Genomic DNA, 18,301 nt, shown 5'->3' with positions numbered 1-18,301 from the left:
GAGCGGTCCCAAGCGGCATCATGCAGGCACTTTTGCGGGCAGAGCCGACCAATCAAGATCACTTACGGGTGGCCGACGGGCGTGTTGTCGGTGGCAAGTGCGAGGATGCCTCTCGTACTGGCCTACGTGCCCGTTGTGCGGTGGGGGATCTGCGGTGGGGTGACCGCGGTGCAGCCCCTTCCCGGGCGCCCGCGCAGAAGGGACCGCTGACGCGATGCAGATCCGGCTGACCGTCGTAGACCCCCTGGGGACGCGCCCCGACCCGCAAGACCGCGCGGCGTCGTGCGACGTGCTGGTGACCGCCCCGGCGGGCACCGCGCTCGCCGCGGTGGCCTCCGCCCTGGTGACGGCCGTCGCGGGCGGCGAGGGCACGGCGATTCTCTACGCGGGACCCGAGCGGCTCGACGGGCAGCGCTGCACGCTGGGCGAGCCGCCGCTGACCGACGGGGCCGTGCTGTCCTTGGGTGTTCCCGCCGATCCGGGACCCGAGATCGAGGGCGCGGCGGCGCAGCTCCATGTGGTGGCGGGGCCCGACGCGGGCGGTGTGCATCTGCTGCACGGCGGCGAGATCCGCGTGGGCCGCTCCGCGGACGCCGATGTCGCGCTCGACGACCCCGATGTGTCCCGTATGCACTGCGCTGTGACGCTCGGCACGGACGGCCGGGTGACGGTCACGGACCTGGGCTCGACGAACGGGACGACGGTCGACGGCAGCCCCGTGGGGGACCGCCCCGCCCGGCTCGCCCCCGGCGCGCTCCTGCGGCTCGGCGAGTCCACGCTGCGGCTGGCCCCCGAGGGCGCCGCCGGTTCCTCATCTTTCACTGGATTCTCAGGTTCCTCGGCGCCCGTGCTGCGGACGGCGCCCGACGGCGAGGGCCACGTGCGCGTGACGGCGCCGGACGCGGGCGGCTCCGAAGACCCCTCCTCCCGGCCCCCTCTCGCGGGCGAGACCCGGCACGCGTACGGGCCCGCCGCACTCGCCGCCGGATCCGGGCCCGTCGTACCCGAGCAGGGCGGGCCGCCCGCCGCAGAGAGCACGCCGACCATCACCCCCGCGCGCGGGACACCCGTGCCGCGCGAGCAGCGCAGGCGCGGCGGCCTCGGCGCCTGGGCGCGGCGCCTGGCCGGAGGGCGTACAGGCGAGGACGTGTCCCCGTACGACACCGGCGCCCACCACGGAGAGCCGCCGCACATCCCCGAGACCTTCGCCCCCACCTCCCCCTCCTCCAGGGGATCCTCCGAGTCCTGGCCCGACGCGGCCGCGCTGCTGCTCACCGCGCTCGGCCCGGGGCCACGGCTCTGGGAGCGCGGCCCCGGGCACCCCGAGGCGCTCGCGGTGCGGCTCGGCACGGACGACCGGACGGCACCGGACCGCACGGGGCTGCTGCCCGGCGTCCCGGTGACGGTGGGGCTGCGGGAGGCGGGCGCGCTCGGTATCGCCGGGCCGCGGGCGCGGCTGTCGGGCGTGGCCCGTTCCGTCGTCGCGCAGCTCGCGGCGCTGCACTCGCCGGACGCCCTGGAGATCGTCCTGGTCAGCACGGACCGGTCGCGCGGCGTCCAGGACCGGGCTGCCGAGTGGTCCTGGCTCGGCTGGCTCCCCCATCTGCGTCCCGCGCACGGCCAGGACTGCCGGCTCCTCCTGGCGTACGACCGCGAGCAGGCCGTGGCCCGTACGGGCGAGCTCCTGCGCCGCCTCGACGACCACATCGCCGACGAGTCCCGCCGCCCGGACGCCGGGACGGCGGCCGCCCGCGCGGGGCAGCAGCCGGCCGGCTTCGGCCCCATGGTGCCGAGGTCCCGTTCGGGTGAAGCCGCAGACGCCGGCGAGCGCGGTGGCCGGATGCCCGGGCCGTACGGGCACGAGGGCGCGGGAGGCCTGCCCGGCGACAACCCCGAGGACGTCCACGCCGATTTCCGGCCCACCGCCGACTGGGACCGTCATACGACGGACCGCCCCGCCGGGCACCCCGCCGCCGAGGAGACACGGCCGCCCCAGGAGCCCGGCGCCGGGCCCCGCTGGACCGGCCCGCTGACCGTCCTCGTCGTCGACGGGGACCCGGGGTCGGCCGGGCTGCGCGAGGCCACCGTGCGGCTCGCGACGGAAGGCGGCCGGGCCGGGATCCATGTCATCTGTCTCGCCGAGGCCCCCGCGTCCTCGCCCGCGTCGCCGGTCACGCAGACCTACGAAATGGCGTGCGCCGTGTCACCCGCGTTCAAGTCGTGCGGCGCCGTCGCGCTGCTCAGCGGGGACGTGGCGACGGCGCTGCGGCTGATGCGGACGTCGCACGGCCAGGTCGTCGGGCACGGCACGGTCGCCGCGATCGACGCGGTGTCGGCGGCCTGGGCCGAGCGCTTCGCGCGGGCCCTCGCCCCCTTGCGCACCGACAGCGGCCCCAGCGAGCCGCACCCCAGAGTCTCCGCACCGCTGCCCCAGATCGCCCGCCTCCTGGACGAGTTGGGCCTCGCGCGGGCCACGCCCGCTTCCCTGATGGCCCGCTGGGCCGCCGCCGGGGACGACACGGAGGCGCTCGGCGGGCGCGCGTGGGCCGTGCTCGGCGCCGGACCGCGTGGACCGGTCGTCGTGGACCTGGCCGCCGAGGGCCCCCATCTGCTGATCGAGGGCCCGGCGGGCAGTGGCCGTACGGAGCTGCTGCGCTCGATCGCCGCGTCGCTCGCGGCGGCCGAGCGTCCTGACCGGCTCGGGCTCGTCCTCGTCGACGGGCGGGACGGCACCGGCGGCGCCGACCGGGGCGACGGACTGCGCGTCTGCACGGACCTGCCGCACGTCACGACCCATCTGGCCGCCAACGACCCGGTGCGCATGCGGGAGTTCGCCCAGTCGCTCGCCGCCGAGCTGAAGCGCCGCGCCGAGCTGCTCGGGCGCCGGCACTTCGCCGAGTGGCACACCCAGCGCGAGGTGTCCGGCCGGATCGTCGCCCAGCGCACCGCGCCGCCCCGCACGGCCGACCAGGGCGCCGGCGACCTGGACACGCCGCCCAGTTCGACCCTGCGCCTGCGGCCCGCGGCCGCCCGCAAGGAGGCCGACCCGGCCCCGCCCCTGCCCCGTCTCGTGGTCCTGGTGGACGACCTGGACGCGCTGCTCTCACCCCCGCTCGGCTCGCCGGGGCGGCCCGCCGCGGGATCGGTCGTACGGGCCCTGGAGGCCGTCGTCCGGGACGGCGAACGCCTGGGGGTGCATCTGGTAGCGGCCCGCGCGTCCGCTTCCGAGCCGGCGTGGGGCGTGGCGCTGCGGGTCGTGCTCGACACCCCGTCCGCCGGTCCCGACGACCCGGCGCCCGGTCGCGGCCGGCTCTCCGGCGCCGACGGACGCGAGCTGGCGTTCCAGGCGGGCCGGGTCACGGGGCGGATCCCCCGTACGGCCACGCAGCGGCCCACGGTGGTGCCGCTCGACTGGACGCGGATGGGCGACCCGCCGACCCGGCGCCCCGTGAGGGAGCTGGGGAACGGGCCGACCGATCTCGCCCTGCTGGCCAGCGCGCTGGAGCGGGCCGCCCGTTCCGTCGCGGCGCGGGAGGTACCGTCGCTTCTGTGACGGGGCCTCCGGCGGGGCGGCCCGGAAATTTTCCAACTCCCCATGTTCGAGGCCGACATCACGACCCCGTCACGATCTTGGAGCTGACACCGCAGGTGCCCTTGCCTGTTCTCCCTGGCCGGGCGTAGAACCAGACGCCACGGGACGGCGCACATACGTACGCTCAGCGTTCGGTGTGTACGTTCAGCGTTCGGGACGAGAACGGGGCAGCGATGCGCAGCATTCGTACACGCACGACATCAAGGGCGTCGAGGACGTCCGGGGCCGCGAAAGCCGCAGCGGCCGCTCTGACCGCGGGCGCCCTCGCGCTGACGCTGACCGCCTGTGGCGGCGGGGACGGCAAGGACAAGGGCGGCAAGGACACGAGCGGCGGCGGCGAGAGCAGCAGCGCCTCCGTCAAGCTGCCCAAGCTCGACGGGCAGACCCTGGAGGTCGCGGCCGTCTGGACCGGGCCGGAGCAGGACAACTTCACCAAGGTCCTCAAAGAGTTCGAGAAGCGCACCGGCGCCAAGGTCAACTTCGTGCCGACGGGCAACAACACCGCCACGTTCCTCAGTACGAAGATCGAGGGCGGCAAGCCGCCGGACGTGGCGTTCCTGCCGCAGGTCGGCGTGCTGCACCAGTTCGCCGACAAGGGCTGGATCAAGCCGCTGGGCAGTGACGCGCAGGCCCAGGTCGACAAGAACTTCTCGGCCGGGTGGAAGAACCTCGGGGCGTACAAGGGCAAGCAGTACGGCGTCTATGTGAAGGCCGCCAACAAGTCGCTGGTCTGGTACAACACCGCCGCGTTCGAGGCGGCCGGGATCAGCAAGACCCCCAAGACCTGGGACGACTTCCTGTCCACCGCGCAGACGCTGTCCGACGCCGGCTCCCCCGCCGTCTCCATCGGCGGCGCGGACGGCTGGACGCTCACCGACTGGTTCGAGAACGTCTATCTCTCCCAGGCGGGCCCGGAGAAGTACGACCAGCTCGCCACCCACAAGATCAAGTGGACGGACCCCTCCGTGAAGGAGGCACTGACCACGCTCGCCCAGCTGTGGGGCAAGGACGACCTGATCGCGGGCGGCCGCAAGGGCGCGCTCGGCACGGAGTTCCCGAAGTCCGTCACGCAGACGTTCTCCGGCGACAATCCCGCCGCGATGGTCTACGAGGGCGACTTCGTGACCGCCAACATCAACGCCGACACCAAGGCCAAGGTCGGCACGGACGCCAAGGTCTTCCCGTTCCCGGCGGTCGGCGATAAGGCCCCCGTGGTCAGCGGCGGCGACGTGGCGGTGGCACTCAAGGGCGGCGAGGGCGCCCAGGCGCTCGTCACGTTCCTCTCCTCGACCGACGCGGCCGAGATCTGGGCGGCGCAGGGCGGCTACCTCTCCCCCAACAAGGAGATGGACACGTCCAAGTACAAGGACGCGGTCACCCGGGACATCGCGAAGGCGCTGCTCGCGGCGGGCGACGACTTCCGCTTCGACATGTCCGACCAGGCGCCCGCGGCGTTCGGCGGCACGCAGGGCGTCGGCGAGTGGAAGGGCCTCCAGGACTTCCTGAAGAACCCGAAGGACGTCGCCGGGACCCAGCGCCGACTCGAGGCCGACGCCGCCAAGGCGTACAAGAACGGCTGACGGCGCGGTATGTCGTCCTCCGTGGCGAAGGCGGGGGGCGCCGGCGCACTGCCGCCGGCGCCGTCCGCAGCACCGCGCAAGAGCGTGATCGGGACCCGGCCGTGGGTGGCGGCGCTGTTCCTGCTGCCCGCGCTCGTCCTGCTCGGCGCGCTCGTGGTCTACCCGATCGGGTACTCGGTCTGGCGCAGCCTCTACGACTCCGGCGGCTCCCATTTCGTCGGCGTCGACAACTACATCGACATCTTCCGCGACGACCAGACGCTGGTCGCGGTCAGGAACACCGCGATCTGGGTGGCCGTGGCGCCGGCCCTGTGCACGGCGCTCGGCCTGATCTTCGCGGTGCTGACCGAACGGGTGCGCTGGGGCACGGCGTTCAAGCTGATCGTCTTCATGCCGATGGCGATCTCGATGCTGGCGGCGGGCATCATCTTCCGCCTGGTCTACGAGCAGGACCCGAACCAGGGCGCGGCCAACGCGATCGTGACGTCCGTGCACGACGCGTTCACCGACGCCTCCGTGTACCCGAAGGCGCGCCCTGCCGTCGGCAGTGACCTCAAGGCGTCCGGCGGCGGTTCGTTCACGACGAAGCAGACCGCGCAGGCCGGCACCCCGGCGTTCCTGCCGCTGGTCGGCATCGCGCCCGACAAGGTGCCGGGCAGCCCGCAGAACGCCAAGGCGGCGAGCGCCGGGGGCGACAAGGTCACCGGGACGGTCTGGCTGGACTTCAAGCTCGGCGGAGGCGGCACGAAGGGCTCCGTCGACGCGGGCGAGAAGGCCCTGAAGGGCGTCAAGGTGGAGGCGGTGAAGGGCGGCAAGGTAGTCGCGTCCACCTCCAGCGGCGACGACGGCACCTTCACCCTGCCCAAGTCGGCCGACGGAGCCCAGCTCCGGCTCCCGGGCTCGAACTTCGCGACCGCCTACAACGGCGTCGAGTGGCTCGGCCCGGCCCTCGTGACGCCGTCGATCATCGGCGCGTACGCCTGGATGTGGGCGGGCTTCGCGATGGTCCTGATCGCGGCCGGGCTCGCGGGCATCGACCGCAACCTCCTGGAGGCGGCGCGCGTCGACGGGGCGAACGAGTGGCAGGTGTTCCGCAAGGTCACCGTGCCGCTGCTCGCGCCGGTCCTCACCGTCGTCCTGGTCACGCTGATGATCAACGTGATGAAGATCTTCGACCTGATCTACATCATCGCGCCGCAGCCGTCCCAGGACGACGCCAACGTCCTGGCGCTCCAGCTGTTCCTGTCCGCGTTCGGCGGCCAGGGGAACTTCGGCGCGGGCAGCGCGATCGGCGTGCTGCTCCTGCTGCTCGTCCTCCCGGTGATGTGGGTCAACATCCGCCGGCTGCGGAAGGAGCGTCAGCGGTGACCGCACTCGACACGTCCGTGCGCGCCAAGCGTTCGCTGCCCGCCCGGATCGCGAGCGGCGCGGCGGGCGGGGCGCTGCGCGCCTTCCTGCTCGTGGTCGGCCTGTTCTGGCTGGTGCCGACCTTCGGACTGCTGGTCTCCTCGTTCCGCGATCCGACGGACATCGCCGCGTCGGGCTGGTGGAAGGTCTTCACCGCCCCGGCCCAGCTGACGACCAAGAGCTATCAGTCGCTCCTGGAGAAGGACGAGATCACCCACGCCCTGTTCAACACGATCTGGATCACGGTCCCGGCGACGCTCCTCGTCGTGATCATCGGGTCGATGGCCGGATACGCCTTCGCCTGCATGGACTTCAAGGGCCGCGACGGCTGGTTCATGGCGGTCGTCGGGCTGCTCGTGGTGCCGGTGCAGGTGGCGCTGATCCCGCTGTCCGAACTCTTCGGGAAGATCGGCATCTTCGGCAGCATCATCGGCGTCATCCTGTTCCACGTCGGCTTCGGGCTGCCGTTCGCGATCTTCCTGCTGCGCAACTTCTTCGCGGAGATCCCCCGTGAACTCCTGGAGGCGGCGCGGCTCGACGGCGCGGGAGAGGCACGGCTCTTCGCCACGGTGGTCCTGCCGCTCGGCGGCCCGGCCATCGCGTCGCTCGGCATCTTCCAGTTCCTGTGGGTGTGGAACGACATGCTGGTCGCGCTGATCTTCTCCGACTCCGGCTCGCAGCCGCTGACGGTCGCGCTCCAGCAGCAGGTGCGGCAGTTCAGCGGGAACATCGAGATCCTGGCGCCCGGCGCCTTCATCTCGATGGTGATCCCGCTGGCCGTGTTCTTCGCCTTCCAGCGGCAGTTCGTGTCCGGTGTGATGGCAGGAGCGGTGAAATAGCCGCATCCGCAGGCGAATCGAGGGGCGGACCGGTCACGGTTCGCCCCTCTTCGGCCGACGAGGGGTCCCTCGTATGCCACATCTGGCGTAACCGGATCACTCCATCGGCCGTTGCCGGGCAGTATGCCCGTGCCGACCCATGGATGTGCCTTGCCCCGGTTCAGTGTCATCGTCCCCGTGTACAAGGTGCAGGCCTACCTGCACGCGTGCCTCGAATCCGTCCTGGAACAGTCGTGTTCCGATCTCGAGGTGATCGCGGTCGACGACTGCTCGCCGGACGCGAGCGGCGCGATCGCCGACGAGTTCGCGGCGCGGGACAAGCGGGTGCACACGGTGCGTCTGCCGGAGAACGTGGGGCTGGGCCGTGCCCGCAACGCCGGTCTCGAACACGCCACCGGGGACTACGTCCTCTTCCTCGACAGCGACGACACCCTCACGCCGGGCGCGCTCCAGGCGATCACGGACCGCGTCGAGGAGACCGGCGGCCCCGACGTCCTGGTCTACGACTACGCCCGCACGTACTGGACGGGCGAGGCCGTGCGCAACCAGTACGCGGACCGTCTCACGCAGGACGGACCGGCGCCGTTCGCGCTCGCCGACCGGCCCGAGATCCTCCAACTCCTCATGGTGGTCTGGAACAAGGCGTACCGGCGCGCCTTCATCGAGGAGCAGGGCTTCACCTTCCCGCCCGGCTACTACGAGGACACCCCCTGGACCTATCCGGTCCTGATGTCGGCGCGGACGATCGCCACCCTCGACCGGGTCTGCGTCCACTACCGCCAGCGCCGCCGGGGCAACATCCTGGGCACCACGTCCCGCGGGCACTTCGACGTCTTCGACCAGTACGACCGTGTCTTCGCGTTCCTCGACGCGCACCCCGAACTCGCGTCCGCGTGGCGCCCGTTGCTGTTCCGGCGGATGGTCGAGCACTTCGCCACGGTGTTCACGCACCCGGACCGGCTGGCGCGCGGCGCCCGCCCCGACTTCCTGCGCAGGGCCCGCGCGCACTACCGCCGTTACCGCGTCCCCGGCGCGCCCGTCGCCGCCCGCGACCGCCTCCGGCACGGCCTGGTGCGGCTCGGTTCGCACCGCACGTACCGGTCGCTGGCCGCGGCGATGCGTCTCGTGCGGCGGGTCCGGAGGTTCACGGACCGGCTGCGGCGTACCGCCCGGGCGGCCGTCCTCCAGGCGCACTACCGCGTGCAGCTGCGGCTCCCGGTGCGCGCGGACCGGGCCGTGTTCTCCAGCTACGGGGGGCGTGGCTACGGCTGCAACCCGGGCGCCCTGGAAGCCGCTTTCCGGGCGCACGCGCCGCACGTCGCCACCGCGTGGATCGCCGGGCCCGAGCACCACCACACCCTGCCGTCCGGCACCCGTGCCCTGAGTCCCGGGACCGCCGCCTACTGGACGGCACTGGCCCGCTCCAAGTACCTGGTCAACAACGTCGACTTCGACCGCAGGCTGGTCAAGCGTCCCGGCCAGGTCGTGATCCAGACGCAGCACGGCACGCCCCTGAAGAAGATGGGCCTCGACCTCCAGGACCACCCGGCGGCGGCCCGCGGCCAGGACTTCGACCAGCTCCTGCGCTCCGTCGACACCTGGGACTACGTCCTGTCCGCCAACCGGCACTCCACCCTCGTGTGGGAGCGCGTCTACCCGTCCGCGTACACGACGCTGGAGTACGGGTATCCGCGCAACGACGCCTTCCACCGGGCGAGTTCGCGGGACATGGCCCGCGTCCGCGAGAGCCTCGGCATTCCCCAGGGCGCGACGGCGATCCTGTACGCGCCCACCCACCGCGACTACCGCCGCACCCAGCGCTGCGCTCTCGACCTGGAGCGGGTGCTGCGCCGGCTCGGCACGGACTTCGTCGTCCTGACCCGCGCCCACCCGCTGCACCAGGCACCTTTCGCCCAGGGCGCCGGCCGTGTCGTCGACGTCTCCGACCATCCGAGCGTCGAGTCGCTGTGCCTCGCGGCGGACGCGCTCGTCACCGACTACTCGTCCCTGATGTTCGACTACGCCAACCTCGACCGGCCCATCGTGATCCACGCCGACGACTGGGAGGCGTACGAGGCGTCGCGCGGCACGTACTTCGACCTGCGCACGTCCCCGCCCGGCGCCGTCGCCCGCAGCGAGGACGAGCTGATCGACATCTTCGCGACGGGGCACTGGCGCGGCTCGCGCTCGGCGCAGCTGCGGGCCGCGTTCCGCGAGCGCTTCTGCCCGTACGACGACGGGCGGGCAGCCGAGCGGGTCGTGCGGCACGTCGTGCTCGGCGAGTACGAGAAGGCGGCGGCCCGGTCCGAGCGCGGGGTGCCGCTCCCCGGGCCGCGCCCGAAGCCCGCGGGTGAGCGGGTCGGCCCGCGCGCCTGAGCACGGAGGGCGCGGGGCCGGGCCTCACCGCTCCAGCAGGGCGAACAGCTCCTCCCAGCGTTCCAGGACGCGCTCCTCGGAGAACCGCTGCACATTGACCCTGGCCCGCTCCCCCATCGCGTCCCGCAGTCGCGGGTTGCCGGTGAGGCGCAGGAGGCGATCGGCGAGGGCGGCGGTGTCGCCGGGGGGTGCGAGGAGGCCGTCCTCGCCGTCGCGCACGATCTCCCGCACCCCGGGCGCGCAGTCGAACGCGGCGCACGGCACGGCGCTCGCCATGGCCTCCATCAGCGCGAGGGGGAAACCCTCGCCGCGCGACGACTGGACGAACACGGCGCTCCCGGCGAGCGCCCCCGCCACGTCGTCCGTGCGGCCCATCCACTCCACCGAGCCGTCGAGGCCCAGCTCGGTGCACTGGCGCCGCAGGTCCGGCTCGTCGGCCCCGGCACCGTAGATCCGCAGCGTCCAGCCGGGCCGGCGCGGGGCGACCTCGGCCCACGTGTCGACGAGCATGTCGATGCCCTTCTGGTCGGCGAGGCGGCCGATGCTGCAGACGACCTTCGCGGTGCGCGGCGAGGGGATCTCGGGCAGGTGGGCGAGGGCGTTCGGCATCGCGCCGACGTTGTGCATGCCGTCGGCGATCCAGTCGTCGGCGTCCTCCTGGGTGAGGGCGAGCCAGCGGTCGGCGGACGGGTAGTTCCGCTTGACGGACCGGTAGCGGTGGCAGGCCCGCGTATAGGCGTACGACTCGTGGCTCATGCCGATGATCCGCAGGCCCGATGTGTCCGCCTCGCGCAGCCACTCCATGGGCCACACCTGGGTCACGACGGCCACGGCGCCGGGGCGGGCGGCGCGGAAGAGCTCCGAGAGGCGGGCGACGGCGCGCCCCCGGTCCGCGAGGCGTGCGGCTTCGCGGCGGTGCGCGGCGAGGCTGAGGCGGGCGAGGCCGCGCACGGGGCGCGGGCTCGGGGGATGGGCGCGGTAGAGGCTGGTCACCTCGTAGCCGAGGTCGGCGGGGAGGGTGAGCTTGAGCTCCGCCTCGTGGACGCCGATGACGTGGACGCGGTGGCCCGCGCGCTGGAAGAGACGGGCCATCTGGTGGGTCCAGGCGGTGACGCCGCCCAGTTCGTCGACGGTGTTGGCGACGAGGAAGAGGTCACGGCCCGTGCGCGGGGCGGTCGGGGGGGTCGATGCGATCATGCTCAGCCCTTCTTCCCTTGGATGAGGTCGGCGGCCGCGCGGGCGGCGCCGCCGTCGTCGTACGAGCCGAACTCGGCGGCGAACGCGCGGCGTGCCGCCTGCCACTCCCCGTCCGCCTTCTTGAGCCCGTCGAGGGTCCGCAGCAGCTCCTCCTGCGTCTCGACGACGGGCCCGGCAGCGGTCGTGCGCAGGTCGAAGTAGGTGCCGCGGTCGGCCGCGTAGGCGTCGAGGTCCGGCGCGAAGTGGACGAGGGGCCGGTCGAGGAGGGCGTAGTCGAACATGATCGACGAGTAGTCGGTGATCAACACATCGGCGAGGACCAGGAGTTCACTCACGTCGTGGTGGCCGGAGACGTCGATGACGGTGCCGGGCGGGGTGACGGGCAGGCTCGCCGTCTCCATGTAGTGGGCGCGCACGAGCAGGACGTGCGTGTCGCCGAAGCGCTCGGCGAATTCCCGTACATCGAGCGGCAGTTGGACCTTCCTCCCCTTCTTCGGTACGCCGCGGAACGTGGGGGCGTACAGCACCACCGTGCGGTGGTCCCCGATGCCGAGTTCCGCGGCGGGCGCCGGGCGCGGGAAGCGGCCCTCGCGCTCGTCGCGCCCGCGCGCCTCCACGAGGCGGTCGTTGCGCGGGTATCCGGCGCGCAGCAGCCGCTCCTCGGGGATGCGGTACGCGCGGGCGAGGGTCCGCACGTCGTGTTCCGAGCGGACCATGAAGTGGTCGAACCGGCCGACCGCGCGCCGCAGCTTCTCGCGCTCGGGCGCGTTCCGCGTCCTGTGCCGCGCCTCGTCGAACCCCATGCGCTTGTACGCGGATCCGTGCCAGGTCTGCAGATACGTGGTGTGGCGCGGCTTGTCGAGGGCGTGCGGGAACCCCTGGTTGTCGACCCACCACTCGGCGCGGGCCAGGGCCCACAGATACCGCCAGGACCAGCGGCGCACGAGCCGCGCGCCGTCCGGGAATCCGGCGGGGGACGAGGCGTACGACCAGACGCAGCGCACCCGGGCGCCGCGCGCCAGGAGTTCCTCGTACACGGCGCGCGGGCTGTCCCCGTAGCTCTTTCCCATGTGGCTCTCGAAGACGACGAGGCCCTTGCTGACGGGCAGCCTGGCCAGGATCCGCCGGTACACGCGCAGCTTGACCCGCTGGGAGTGCAGCGCCTCGCGCTTCTTGTTCAGGGCGCGCAGTACGGGCTTCAGCCTGCGGGCGGGCCTGAAGTGGGTGACGTAGTGCAGGGCGGCCTGCGCGGTGCGGGCCGCCCTGCGGCGGGGAAGCAGGCAGACGGCCAGGTGGTGCCCGGCCGTGACGTAGGGCTGCCACGTGTCGGCGGTGAGGCGCGTCAGGCGGGGGCGGGCCGGGAGAGCGGTGGCCCGGGTGGGGACGGTTGCCTTGTCGGCGACCAGGTCGGTGGTGACGGGAACGCCGTCCACGGTGAGGACGAACCGCAGGTCCCACACCCGGTCGCCGATGCCGCGCGGGCGCAGTGCGCCGGTGAGGGGCAGCTCGGCCCGCCACACGACACCCCCGTCCTCCTGGCGTACGTCTGCCACCGGCACGGAGAGCGTGTGCGCGCGGCCGCCGCGGACCGAGACGTCGAGGCGGGCGGCGAGCGCGGGCCGGTCGTCCAGAAGGCCGAGCGGCACGACGAGCCGTCCCTCGACGGCGAGCACCGCGCCCTGGCGCAGGCAGTGTGTGACGCGGTTGAGGAGACGGAGGTCGGTGAACTCCCGGTACTGGTGGCCGAGTTCGGTGACGTCGAACGTGTCGTCGTCGGCGTGTTCAGCGCTCCAGCGGACGCGCCCGCCGCCCGTCATGACGAGCGGCGAGACGACGGTGCCGGGCCGGGCCAGGGCGTACGCGGCGGCCTGCACGCCGTCGGCGTCCGAGTCGGCGAGGAGTTGTACGCCGATGCGCTCGACGGGCGGCAGAGCGCGCAGCGCGTCCGGGGCGACGAGGCCCCGCAGGCTCGGGGCGAGGGAGTCCGCCGTCTCGCGGCGGTCTTCGGGGCCGAGCGCCACGAACGCGCGGACGCACGGGACGACGTGGTCGGTGAGGAAGGCGCTCTCGCGGGCCGCGCGCAGGGCGTCGCCGTCCAGGAGCTCCAGCGTGCCGCGCTGGGCGTCGGCGGCGCGGGGCAGGTCCCGTACCGGGTCGGCCGGCGCGCATCCGGTGGTGATCAGGTTCGGGACGAGCGCGATGCGCCGGGCGGCGAGCGCGGCCCGCACCCCGAAGAGGGCCTGTCCGGCGCCGGACAGCGCGCCGAGTGCGCCGCGCCGCACGCAGAACCCGGCGCTCAGGCTGTCGCGCGTGACGAGTTCGGGCGCGTCCGCGAGGTCCTCGACGACGCGGGACCTGGCGTGCAGCTCCCTGTGCCAGGCGGGCGCCTTGTCCCAGCGGCCCGCGACCACGTCGGCGTCCGTGCGGCGGCCCGCCTCGAAGAGGTTGCGGCAGGCGTGCCGTTCGAGCCGCTCGCCCGGGGCGGCCACCATGACGTACCGGCCGCGGGCGGCGGCGAGGCCCAGGTCGCGCAGGACGCACGCGGGGCTCTCGGCGCCGGCGTGGACGAGCCGGATCCGGTGCGGGTCACCCGCCGCGAGCGACGCGGCCGTCTCGTCCGCCCCGGCCGTGACGAGGACGGCCTCGGTGCCGGCCAGCGTCTGGTCGAGCACGGAACGCACGGTGGCGCGCAGGGCGGCGGCGTCCGTGCCGCAGACGACGACGCAGCTGATGTCATACACCTCGGGCGTGCTCATCGGCGGCCTCCCGGCAGCATGGCGTCGGCGACGTGGGCGGCGGCGCGCCCGTCGTCCAGGTCGCAGAACACCTCGCGGAAGCGGCGGTAGGCGTCCTCGTGCCCGGCGGTCGCGGCGGCCGGGTCGCGCAGCGCCTCGACGACCTCCTCGCCGGTGGTGAGCAGCGGTCCCGGCGCCTGCGCGACGAAGTCGAAGTAGAAGCCTCGGAGCGTGTCCCGGTAGTGGTCGAGGTCGTAGGTGTGGAAGAGCATCGGCCGGCCGGTCTGCGCGAAGTCGAACATCAGCGACGAGTAGTCGGTCACCAGCACGTCGCTGATCAGGAGGAGTTCACCCACGTCCGGGTGACGGGTCACGTCGCGCACGAAGCCGGACGTGGTGCCCGGGACGGTGCCGCCGACGAGGTAGTGGCGGCGCACGAGGAGGACGTGGTCCTCGCCGAGGGCCCGCTCGGCCGCCGCCAGGTCGAGGCGGAGGTCGAGCCCGTAACGGCCGCCCCTGCGCGGCTGGTTCTCGCGCCAGGTGGGGGCGTAGAGGACGACGCGCCTGCCCTCGGGGATGCCGAGGCGTTCGCGGACCGCGGCGGCGACCTTGGCGCGGTCCGCCGCGTGCAGCAGGTCGTTGCGCGGGTAGCCGGACTCCAGGACCTCGCCGTGGTAGCCGAACGCGCCCCGCAGGACGGGGGTGGAGAAACGGTTCGGGGAGACGAGCAGGTTCCACTGCGCGGCGCGCTCCGGCAGCGTCGCGATGTAACGCTGGTCGCCGGACGGGCTGTCCGCCAGGTCGCGGCCGATGCGCTTGAGCGGGGTGCCGTGCCAGGTCTGTACGACGTACTGGTCCTCGGCGCGCTCGAACCAGTCGGGCAGCTGCGTGTTGGTGACGACATAGCGGCTGCGGGCCAGGGCCTCGTACCACTCGGTGCTCCACAGGGCCACGGGCCGGCAGCTCGCGGGCACCATGACCTGCTGGTCGCGCACGACCCAGAGATGCTCAAGGGGTTCGCCGCGGGCGACGAGCTCCTCGTGCACGGCGCGCGGCGAGTCCGAGTACTGGCGGCCGTCGAAGCTGGAGTACAGGACCGTGTCGGTGCGGGGCTCGACGCGCAGGGACGCGTAGCGGGCGCGTAGCGCGCTCTGCTGGGCGCCGCCGCGCTCCGTGACGGCGAGGACGGATCCCGACCCGATGACGAGGCGGTCGTAGTGGCGGCGCCCGACGCTGAAGTCCCGGCCGCCCAGGGCCCGTACGAGGGGCAGGCTCTGGTGCCGGGCGGGCGCGACATGGACCTGGCGGTACCGGCCGGGGTCGGTCTCGCCCCGCTCGCGAAGGAACAGGTACCAGCGGCCCTCGGCGAGCGGCAGGACTCCGGCGGGGCCCGCGACCGCGTCCGGACACAGCGCCGCGTCGAACCGCCCGCCGGACACCTCGACCGGAAGGACGGCCTCCTCGTCGTGGCCGCTGTGCTGGAGCAGCAGCTCCCACGCCGCCTCGGACTCCTCGGGGAAGCTGCCCCCGACGGTGAGCCGCCCGTCCTCGCCCCAGCTCAGGGTGTCGACAAGCGGCCGTACGGTCTGGTTGCGCAGCTCGACGTTCCCCGCGGCGTTGGCGAGTACGAGCAGTTCGCGCCCGGCGCCGAGCGGGTACCGGCCCGCCGGGGTGTCCGGGCGGACCGCGAGGGCCGACCACTCGTCGTCCCCGCGCACCAGGCCGACGCCCCACGGGTCGGTCTTGCGGGGCACGCCGGAGTCGTCGGTCCCGGTGTCCGCGATCAGGTCGAGGCGCAGCTCGGCGGCGAAGGCGCGGCCCGAGCGCTCCACGGGGAGGTCGTACGCCTCCTTGGTGTGCCAGTTCTCGACGCGCAGCGCCTTGAGGCCGGCGGGCGCTCCCGGCGCGAGCTCCCCCTCCAGCCTGAGGGTGCCGCCGGACTCCTCGTGGCACACGAGCCGGGCCTTCACGCGCTCGGCCCGCAGCCGGAGCCGGCCGGCGCTGAGCCGGGGGGTGATCCGCAGGAAGTCGTCCAGGTAGCGCACGGGCAGCTCGGCGAGCCCGCCCATCCGCACGGGCCCCGTACGCAGCAGGCCGCCTCCGAAGGCGGCCATCTCGACGTTCCAGGTGGCGCTCGGCCGCTTGGTGACGAGCCTGGCCGGGTCGATGACCGTCTCGAACCCGGACCGGTCGTAGCTGTGCAGCCCCTGCTTGGAGCGGTACGTCGCCTCGCGGGAGCGGACGGTGCGGACCCTCAGGGGCACCGCGCGCCGCTTGCCCGCCCGCAGCCACGCGAACTTGGCGCGCGCCCCGACCCGGCCCGCCGGCAGGTTCCGTACATAGGCGAAGCCCTTGAGCCGCAGCCGTCCGTCCTCGTCCCAGGACGCCTCGGTGATGTGCGACTTCAGCGGAAGATCGGCCTTGCGGAGCGCGGTCACGCCGCGCGGCAGGGACCCGGTGACGGGCGGGAAGTGCGCCCGGCGCCGGCGCGGCCCGCGCGCCACGAACGTCGTGCCGTTGCTCTTCTCGTACGTCATGAACGCGAGCAGCTCGGTCAGGCGGCGCTCCCGGATGAGCTGCCACTTGACGCGCAGGGCCAGCGGAAGACCGGCGAGGACGGCCGGGTCGACGGTGTCCGCGAAGGAGTTGGCGTAGTCGAGGAAGGCCTCGTGGTACGCGGCGTCGCCGAGCGGCAGCGCCTCCATGAACAGCCACAGGTCCCCGGCGAGCACCGTCGCGTCGTAACGCCGTTTGCCCTCCAGCCAGCCCGCGGCCTCCGGGGTGCCGGCCGTCTCGCGCGCCTTGTCCCCGAGGAAGCCGCTGGCCGAGCGGACGGCGGCGGTGCGGTCGGCGACGGCGCGCGGCCTCGCCCGCCGGTTGGTGATGGAGCCGTCCCGGTCGCGCCACAGGTAGACGGGCCCGGACAGGACGTCGACGCTGCGGGCGAGGAAGTGCGCGGGGACCATGACGGGGGTGTCCTCGAAGAGCACGCCCACGGGGAACGCGAACGCGTGGCGGTCCCAGAAGTCCTTGCGGAACACCTTGTTGCAGGCGATGCGGTCCCCGAGCAGGTCCCACTGCCGGGTGACGTGGGTGGCGGCGCGGTCCTTGCCCATCACCTTGCGGAACATGGCGGACTGCTCGGTCGTCCCGTCGACGCGCAGCCGGTGCACATTGCCGGTGGCGAAGTCGGAGCCCGACTCCTCCAGGGCGTCGAGCATGCGCTCGTACGCGTCGTGCGGCACCACGTCGTCGCTGTCCACGAAGGCGAGATGCGCGCCCGTGGCCAGGGCCGCACCCGCGTTGCGCGCCGCGCCGAGGCCCGCGTTCCGCTGCCCGACGTAACGGAAGCGCCGGTCGCGCCCGGCCATGGCGCGCGCGATCAGCGGACTTCCGTCGGTGGAGCCGTCGTCGACCATCACGACTTCGAGGTCGGGCATGGTCTGCGCGGCCAGCGACTCCAGGCAGGCATCGAGGTACGCCTCGACGTTGTAGATGGGGACGACGACGGTCAGTCGTGGTGTCATGCGGTGCGCACATTCCTTCCGGAGAACTGACGGGCACGGCTGCGCGACCCGCGAGGACCTACTGGTTAACAACCGGCCCTGTGGATCCGGGTCACCACGCCTGAGCCATTCGGGTGATCACGCAAGCGATCCCGCGCAGCGGGCCGGCGGGCGGCCGCGCTGTGCGGGATCGGTCGGGTCGGGGGTGCGGGACACGGCGGCACCGGGTCAGGGCTTGACGGCGATGCGCCCCTCGTCCATGCGCAGGAGCAACAGCCGCTCACCGGTCTTCTCCAGGAACTCGTCGACGGCCTGCCGCGAGCCCTGCCAGTAGCCGTAGTCGTCGATGAGGAGGACTCCGCCGGGCACCAACCGGTCGTAGAGATGGTCGAGTTCGTGCTTGGTGGAGGCGTACCAGTCGGTGTCCAGGCGCAGGATCGAGATCTGCTCGGGAGCCTGCCGGGGGACGGTGTCCTCGACCCTGCCCTGCACGAAGTGGAGCCGGTCGGCGGGGTAAGGGACGCCCTGGAAACCGGACTTGACGTCGTCGAGGGTGGCGACGGCCCAGATCGGGCGGTCCTTGCCCTGGGCGGCGAGCAGTTCCCCGGCGGACTTGCCGTCGCGCCTGAGGTCCTCCTCGGTGGGCGGCGTCATGCCCTCGTACGTGTCGAAGAGGTAGAGGCCGCGCTCCGTGTCGCCCTGCGAGAGGAGGGTCTTGGCGCAGGCCTGCATCGAACCGCCGCGCCACACGCCGCACTCGACGATGTCGCCGGGGATGTTGTGCCGGACGATGTGGCGGGTGGCGAGGATGAAGGCGTTGAGCCGCTCCGGTGAGGTCATCGTGTACGGCTTGACCGCACGGATGACGGCCTTCGCCTCGTCGTCGTAGTCCTCGGGGAGGACCAGGCCCTTGGGTTTCGGCGTCGCCTCGGGCTTGGGCGCCGGGGCCGGCGGCGCGGGCTCGGACGCGCGGGCGGCGCGCCGGGGAGCGGGCACCGGTACGCGGGTCAGCTGGTACCCGGTGAGCTGCTTGATGACGCCATTCACTGCGCTTCGCCATGCCATGCGC

General features: G+C 73.2%; 9 protein-coding genes. 5 read left to right on the top strand and 4 right to left on the bottom strand.

Features of this window, described 5'->3' with window-relative positions:
- Nucleotides 1–214: 214 nt before the first annotated feature.
- From ACWIGU_RS11595 to ACWIGU_RS11575, 5 genes are all read left to right on the top strand, one after another.
- Nucleotides 215–3,553 (top strand): FHA domain-containing protein, encoded by a 3,339-nt coding sequence (locus ACWIGU_RS11595; protein ID WP_454399769.1) that lies wholly within the window; start codon nucleotides 215–217, stop codon nucleotides 3,551–3,553.
- A gap of 212 nt (nucleotides 3,554–3,765) precedes the next feature.
- Entirely contained in the window at nucleotides 3,766–5,172 is a 1,407-nt protein-coding gene (locus tag ACWIGU_RS11590) for an ABC transporter substrate-binding protein (protein WP_454399767.1), read from the top strand.
- A 9-nt stretch (nucleotides 5,173–5,181) separates the two neighbouring features.
- On the top strand, nucleotides 5,182–6,540 hold the full coding sequence (locus tag ACWIGU_RS11585; protein WP_454399765.1) for a carbohydrate ABC transporter permease: 1,359 nt from the start codon (nucleotides 5,182–5,184) through the stop codon (nucleotides 6,538–6,540).
- Nucleotides 6,537–7,418 carry a carbohydrate ABC transporter permease gene (locus ACWIGU_RS11580; RefSeq protein WP_454399763.1) on the top strand — a complete coding sequence of 294 codons (882 nt, stop codon included), beginning with the start codon at nucleotides 6,537–6,539 and terminating at the stop codon, nucleotides 7,416–7,418. Before ACWIGU_RS11585 ends, ACWIGU_RS11580 begins: the two co-directional genes overlap by 4 nt.
- Nucleotides 7,419–7,568: 150 nt before the next feature.
- Nucleotides 7,569–9,794 carry a bifunctional glycosyltransferase/CDP-glycerol:glycerophosphate glycerophosphotransferase gene (locus ACWIGU_RS11575; RefSeq protein WP_454399761.1) on the top strand — a complete coding sequence of 742 codons (2,226 nt, stop codon included), beginning with the start codon at nucleotides 7,569–7,571 and terminating at the stop codon, nucleotides 9,792–9,794.
- Between the two features lie 24 nt (nucleotides 9,795–9,818).
- Here ACWIGU_RS11575 and ACWIGU_RS11570 read toward each other — a convergent pair whose 3' ends face one another.
- The 4 genes from ACWIGU_RS11570 to ACWIGU_RS11555 form a co-directional block, all read right to left on the bottom strand.
- Nucleotides 9,819–10,991, bottom strand: a complete 1,173-nt coding sequence (locus tag ACWIGU_RS11570) for a glycosyltransferase (RefSeq protein ID WP_454399759.1) — start codon at nucleotides 10,989–10,991, stop codon at nucleotides 9,819–9,821.
- A gap of 2 nt (nucleotides 10,992–10,993) precedes the next feature.
- Nucleotides 10,994–13,747: a CDP-glycerol glycerophosphotransferase family protein gene (locus tag ACWIGU_RS11565; RefSeq protein ID WP_454399757.1), complete on the bottom strand. Its 2,754-nt coding sequence runs from the start codon at nucleotides 13,745–13,747 to the stop codon at nucleotides 10,994–10,996.
- Complete coding sequence (locus tag ACWIGU_RS11560; protein ID WP_454399755.1) at nucleotides 13,744–17,253, bottom strand: bifunctional glycosyltransferase/CDP-glycerol:glycerophosphate glycerophosphotransferase; 3,510 nt, start codon at nucleotides 17,251–17,253, stop codon at nucleotides 13,744–13,746. The genes ACWIGU_RS11565 and ACWIGU_RS11560 overlap by 4 nt, the downstream gene beginning before the upstream one ends.
- Nucleotides 17,254–17,460: 207 nt before the next feature.
- Nucleotides 17,461–18,297: a TylF/MycF/NovP-related O-methyltransferase gene (locus ACWIGU_RS11555; protein ID WP_454399753.1), complete on the bottom strand. Its 837-nt coding sequence runs from the start codon at nucleotides 18,295–18,297 to the stop codon at nucleotides 17,461–17,463.
- Nucleotides 18,298–18,301 lie beyond the last annotated feature (4 nt).

The sequence above is a fragment of the Streptomyces sp. NPDC055400 genome (assembly GCF_053644375.1).
This window is presented reverse-complemented; position numbering and strand designations above follow the sequence as displayed.

What these genes read in the sequence shown, in the direction of transcription:
- ACWIGU_RS11595 (WP_454399769.1), top strand. Translation starts at nt 215, where the DNA reads ATGCAGATCCGGCTGACCGTCGTAGACCCCCTGGGGACGCGCCCCGAC.
- ACWIGU_RS11590 (WP_454399767.1), top strand. Translation starts at nt 3,766, where the DNA reads ATGCGCAGCATTCGTACACGCACGACATCAAGGGCGTCGAGGACGTCC.
- ACWIGU_RS11585 (WP_454399765.1), top strand. Translation starts at nt 5,182, where the DNA reads ATGTCGTCCTCCGTGGCGAAGGCGGGGGGCGCCGGCGCACTGCCGCCG.
- ACWIGU_RS11570 (WP_454399759.1), bottom strand. Translation starts at nt 10,991, where the DNA reads ATGATCGCATCGACCCCCCCGACCGCCCCGCGCACGGGCCGTGACCTC.
- ACWIGU_RS11565 (WP_454399757.1), bottom strand. Translation starts at nt 13,747, where the DNA reads ATGAGCACGCCCGAGGTGTATGACATCAGCTGCGTCGTCGTCTGCGGC.
- ACWIGU_RS11560 (WP_454399755.1), bottom strand. Translation starts at nt 17,253, where the DNA reads ATGACACCACGACTGACCGTCGTCGTCCCCATCTACAACGTCGAGGCG.
- ACWIGU_RS11555 (WP_454399753.1), bottom strand. Translation starts at nt 18,297, where the DNA reads ATGGCATGGCGAAGCGCAGTGAATGGCGTCATCAAGCAGCTCACCGGG.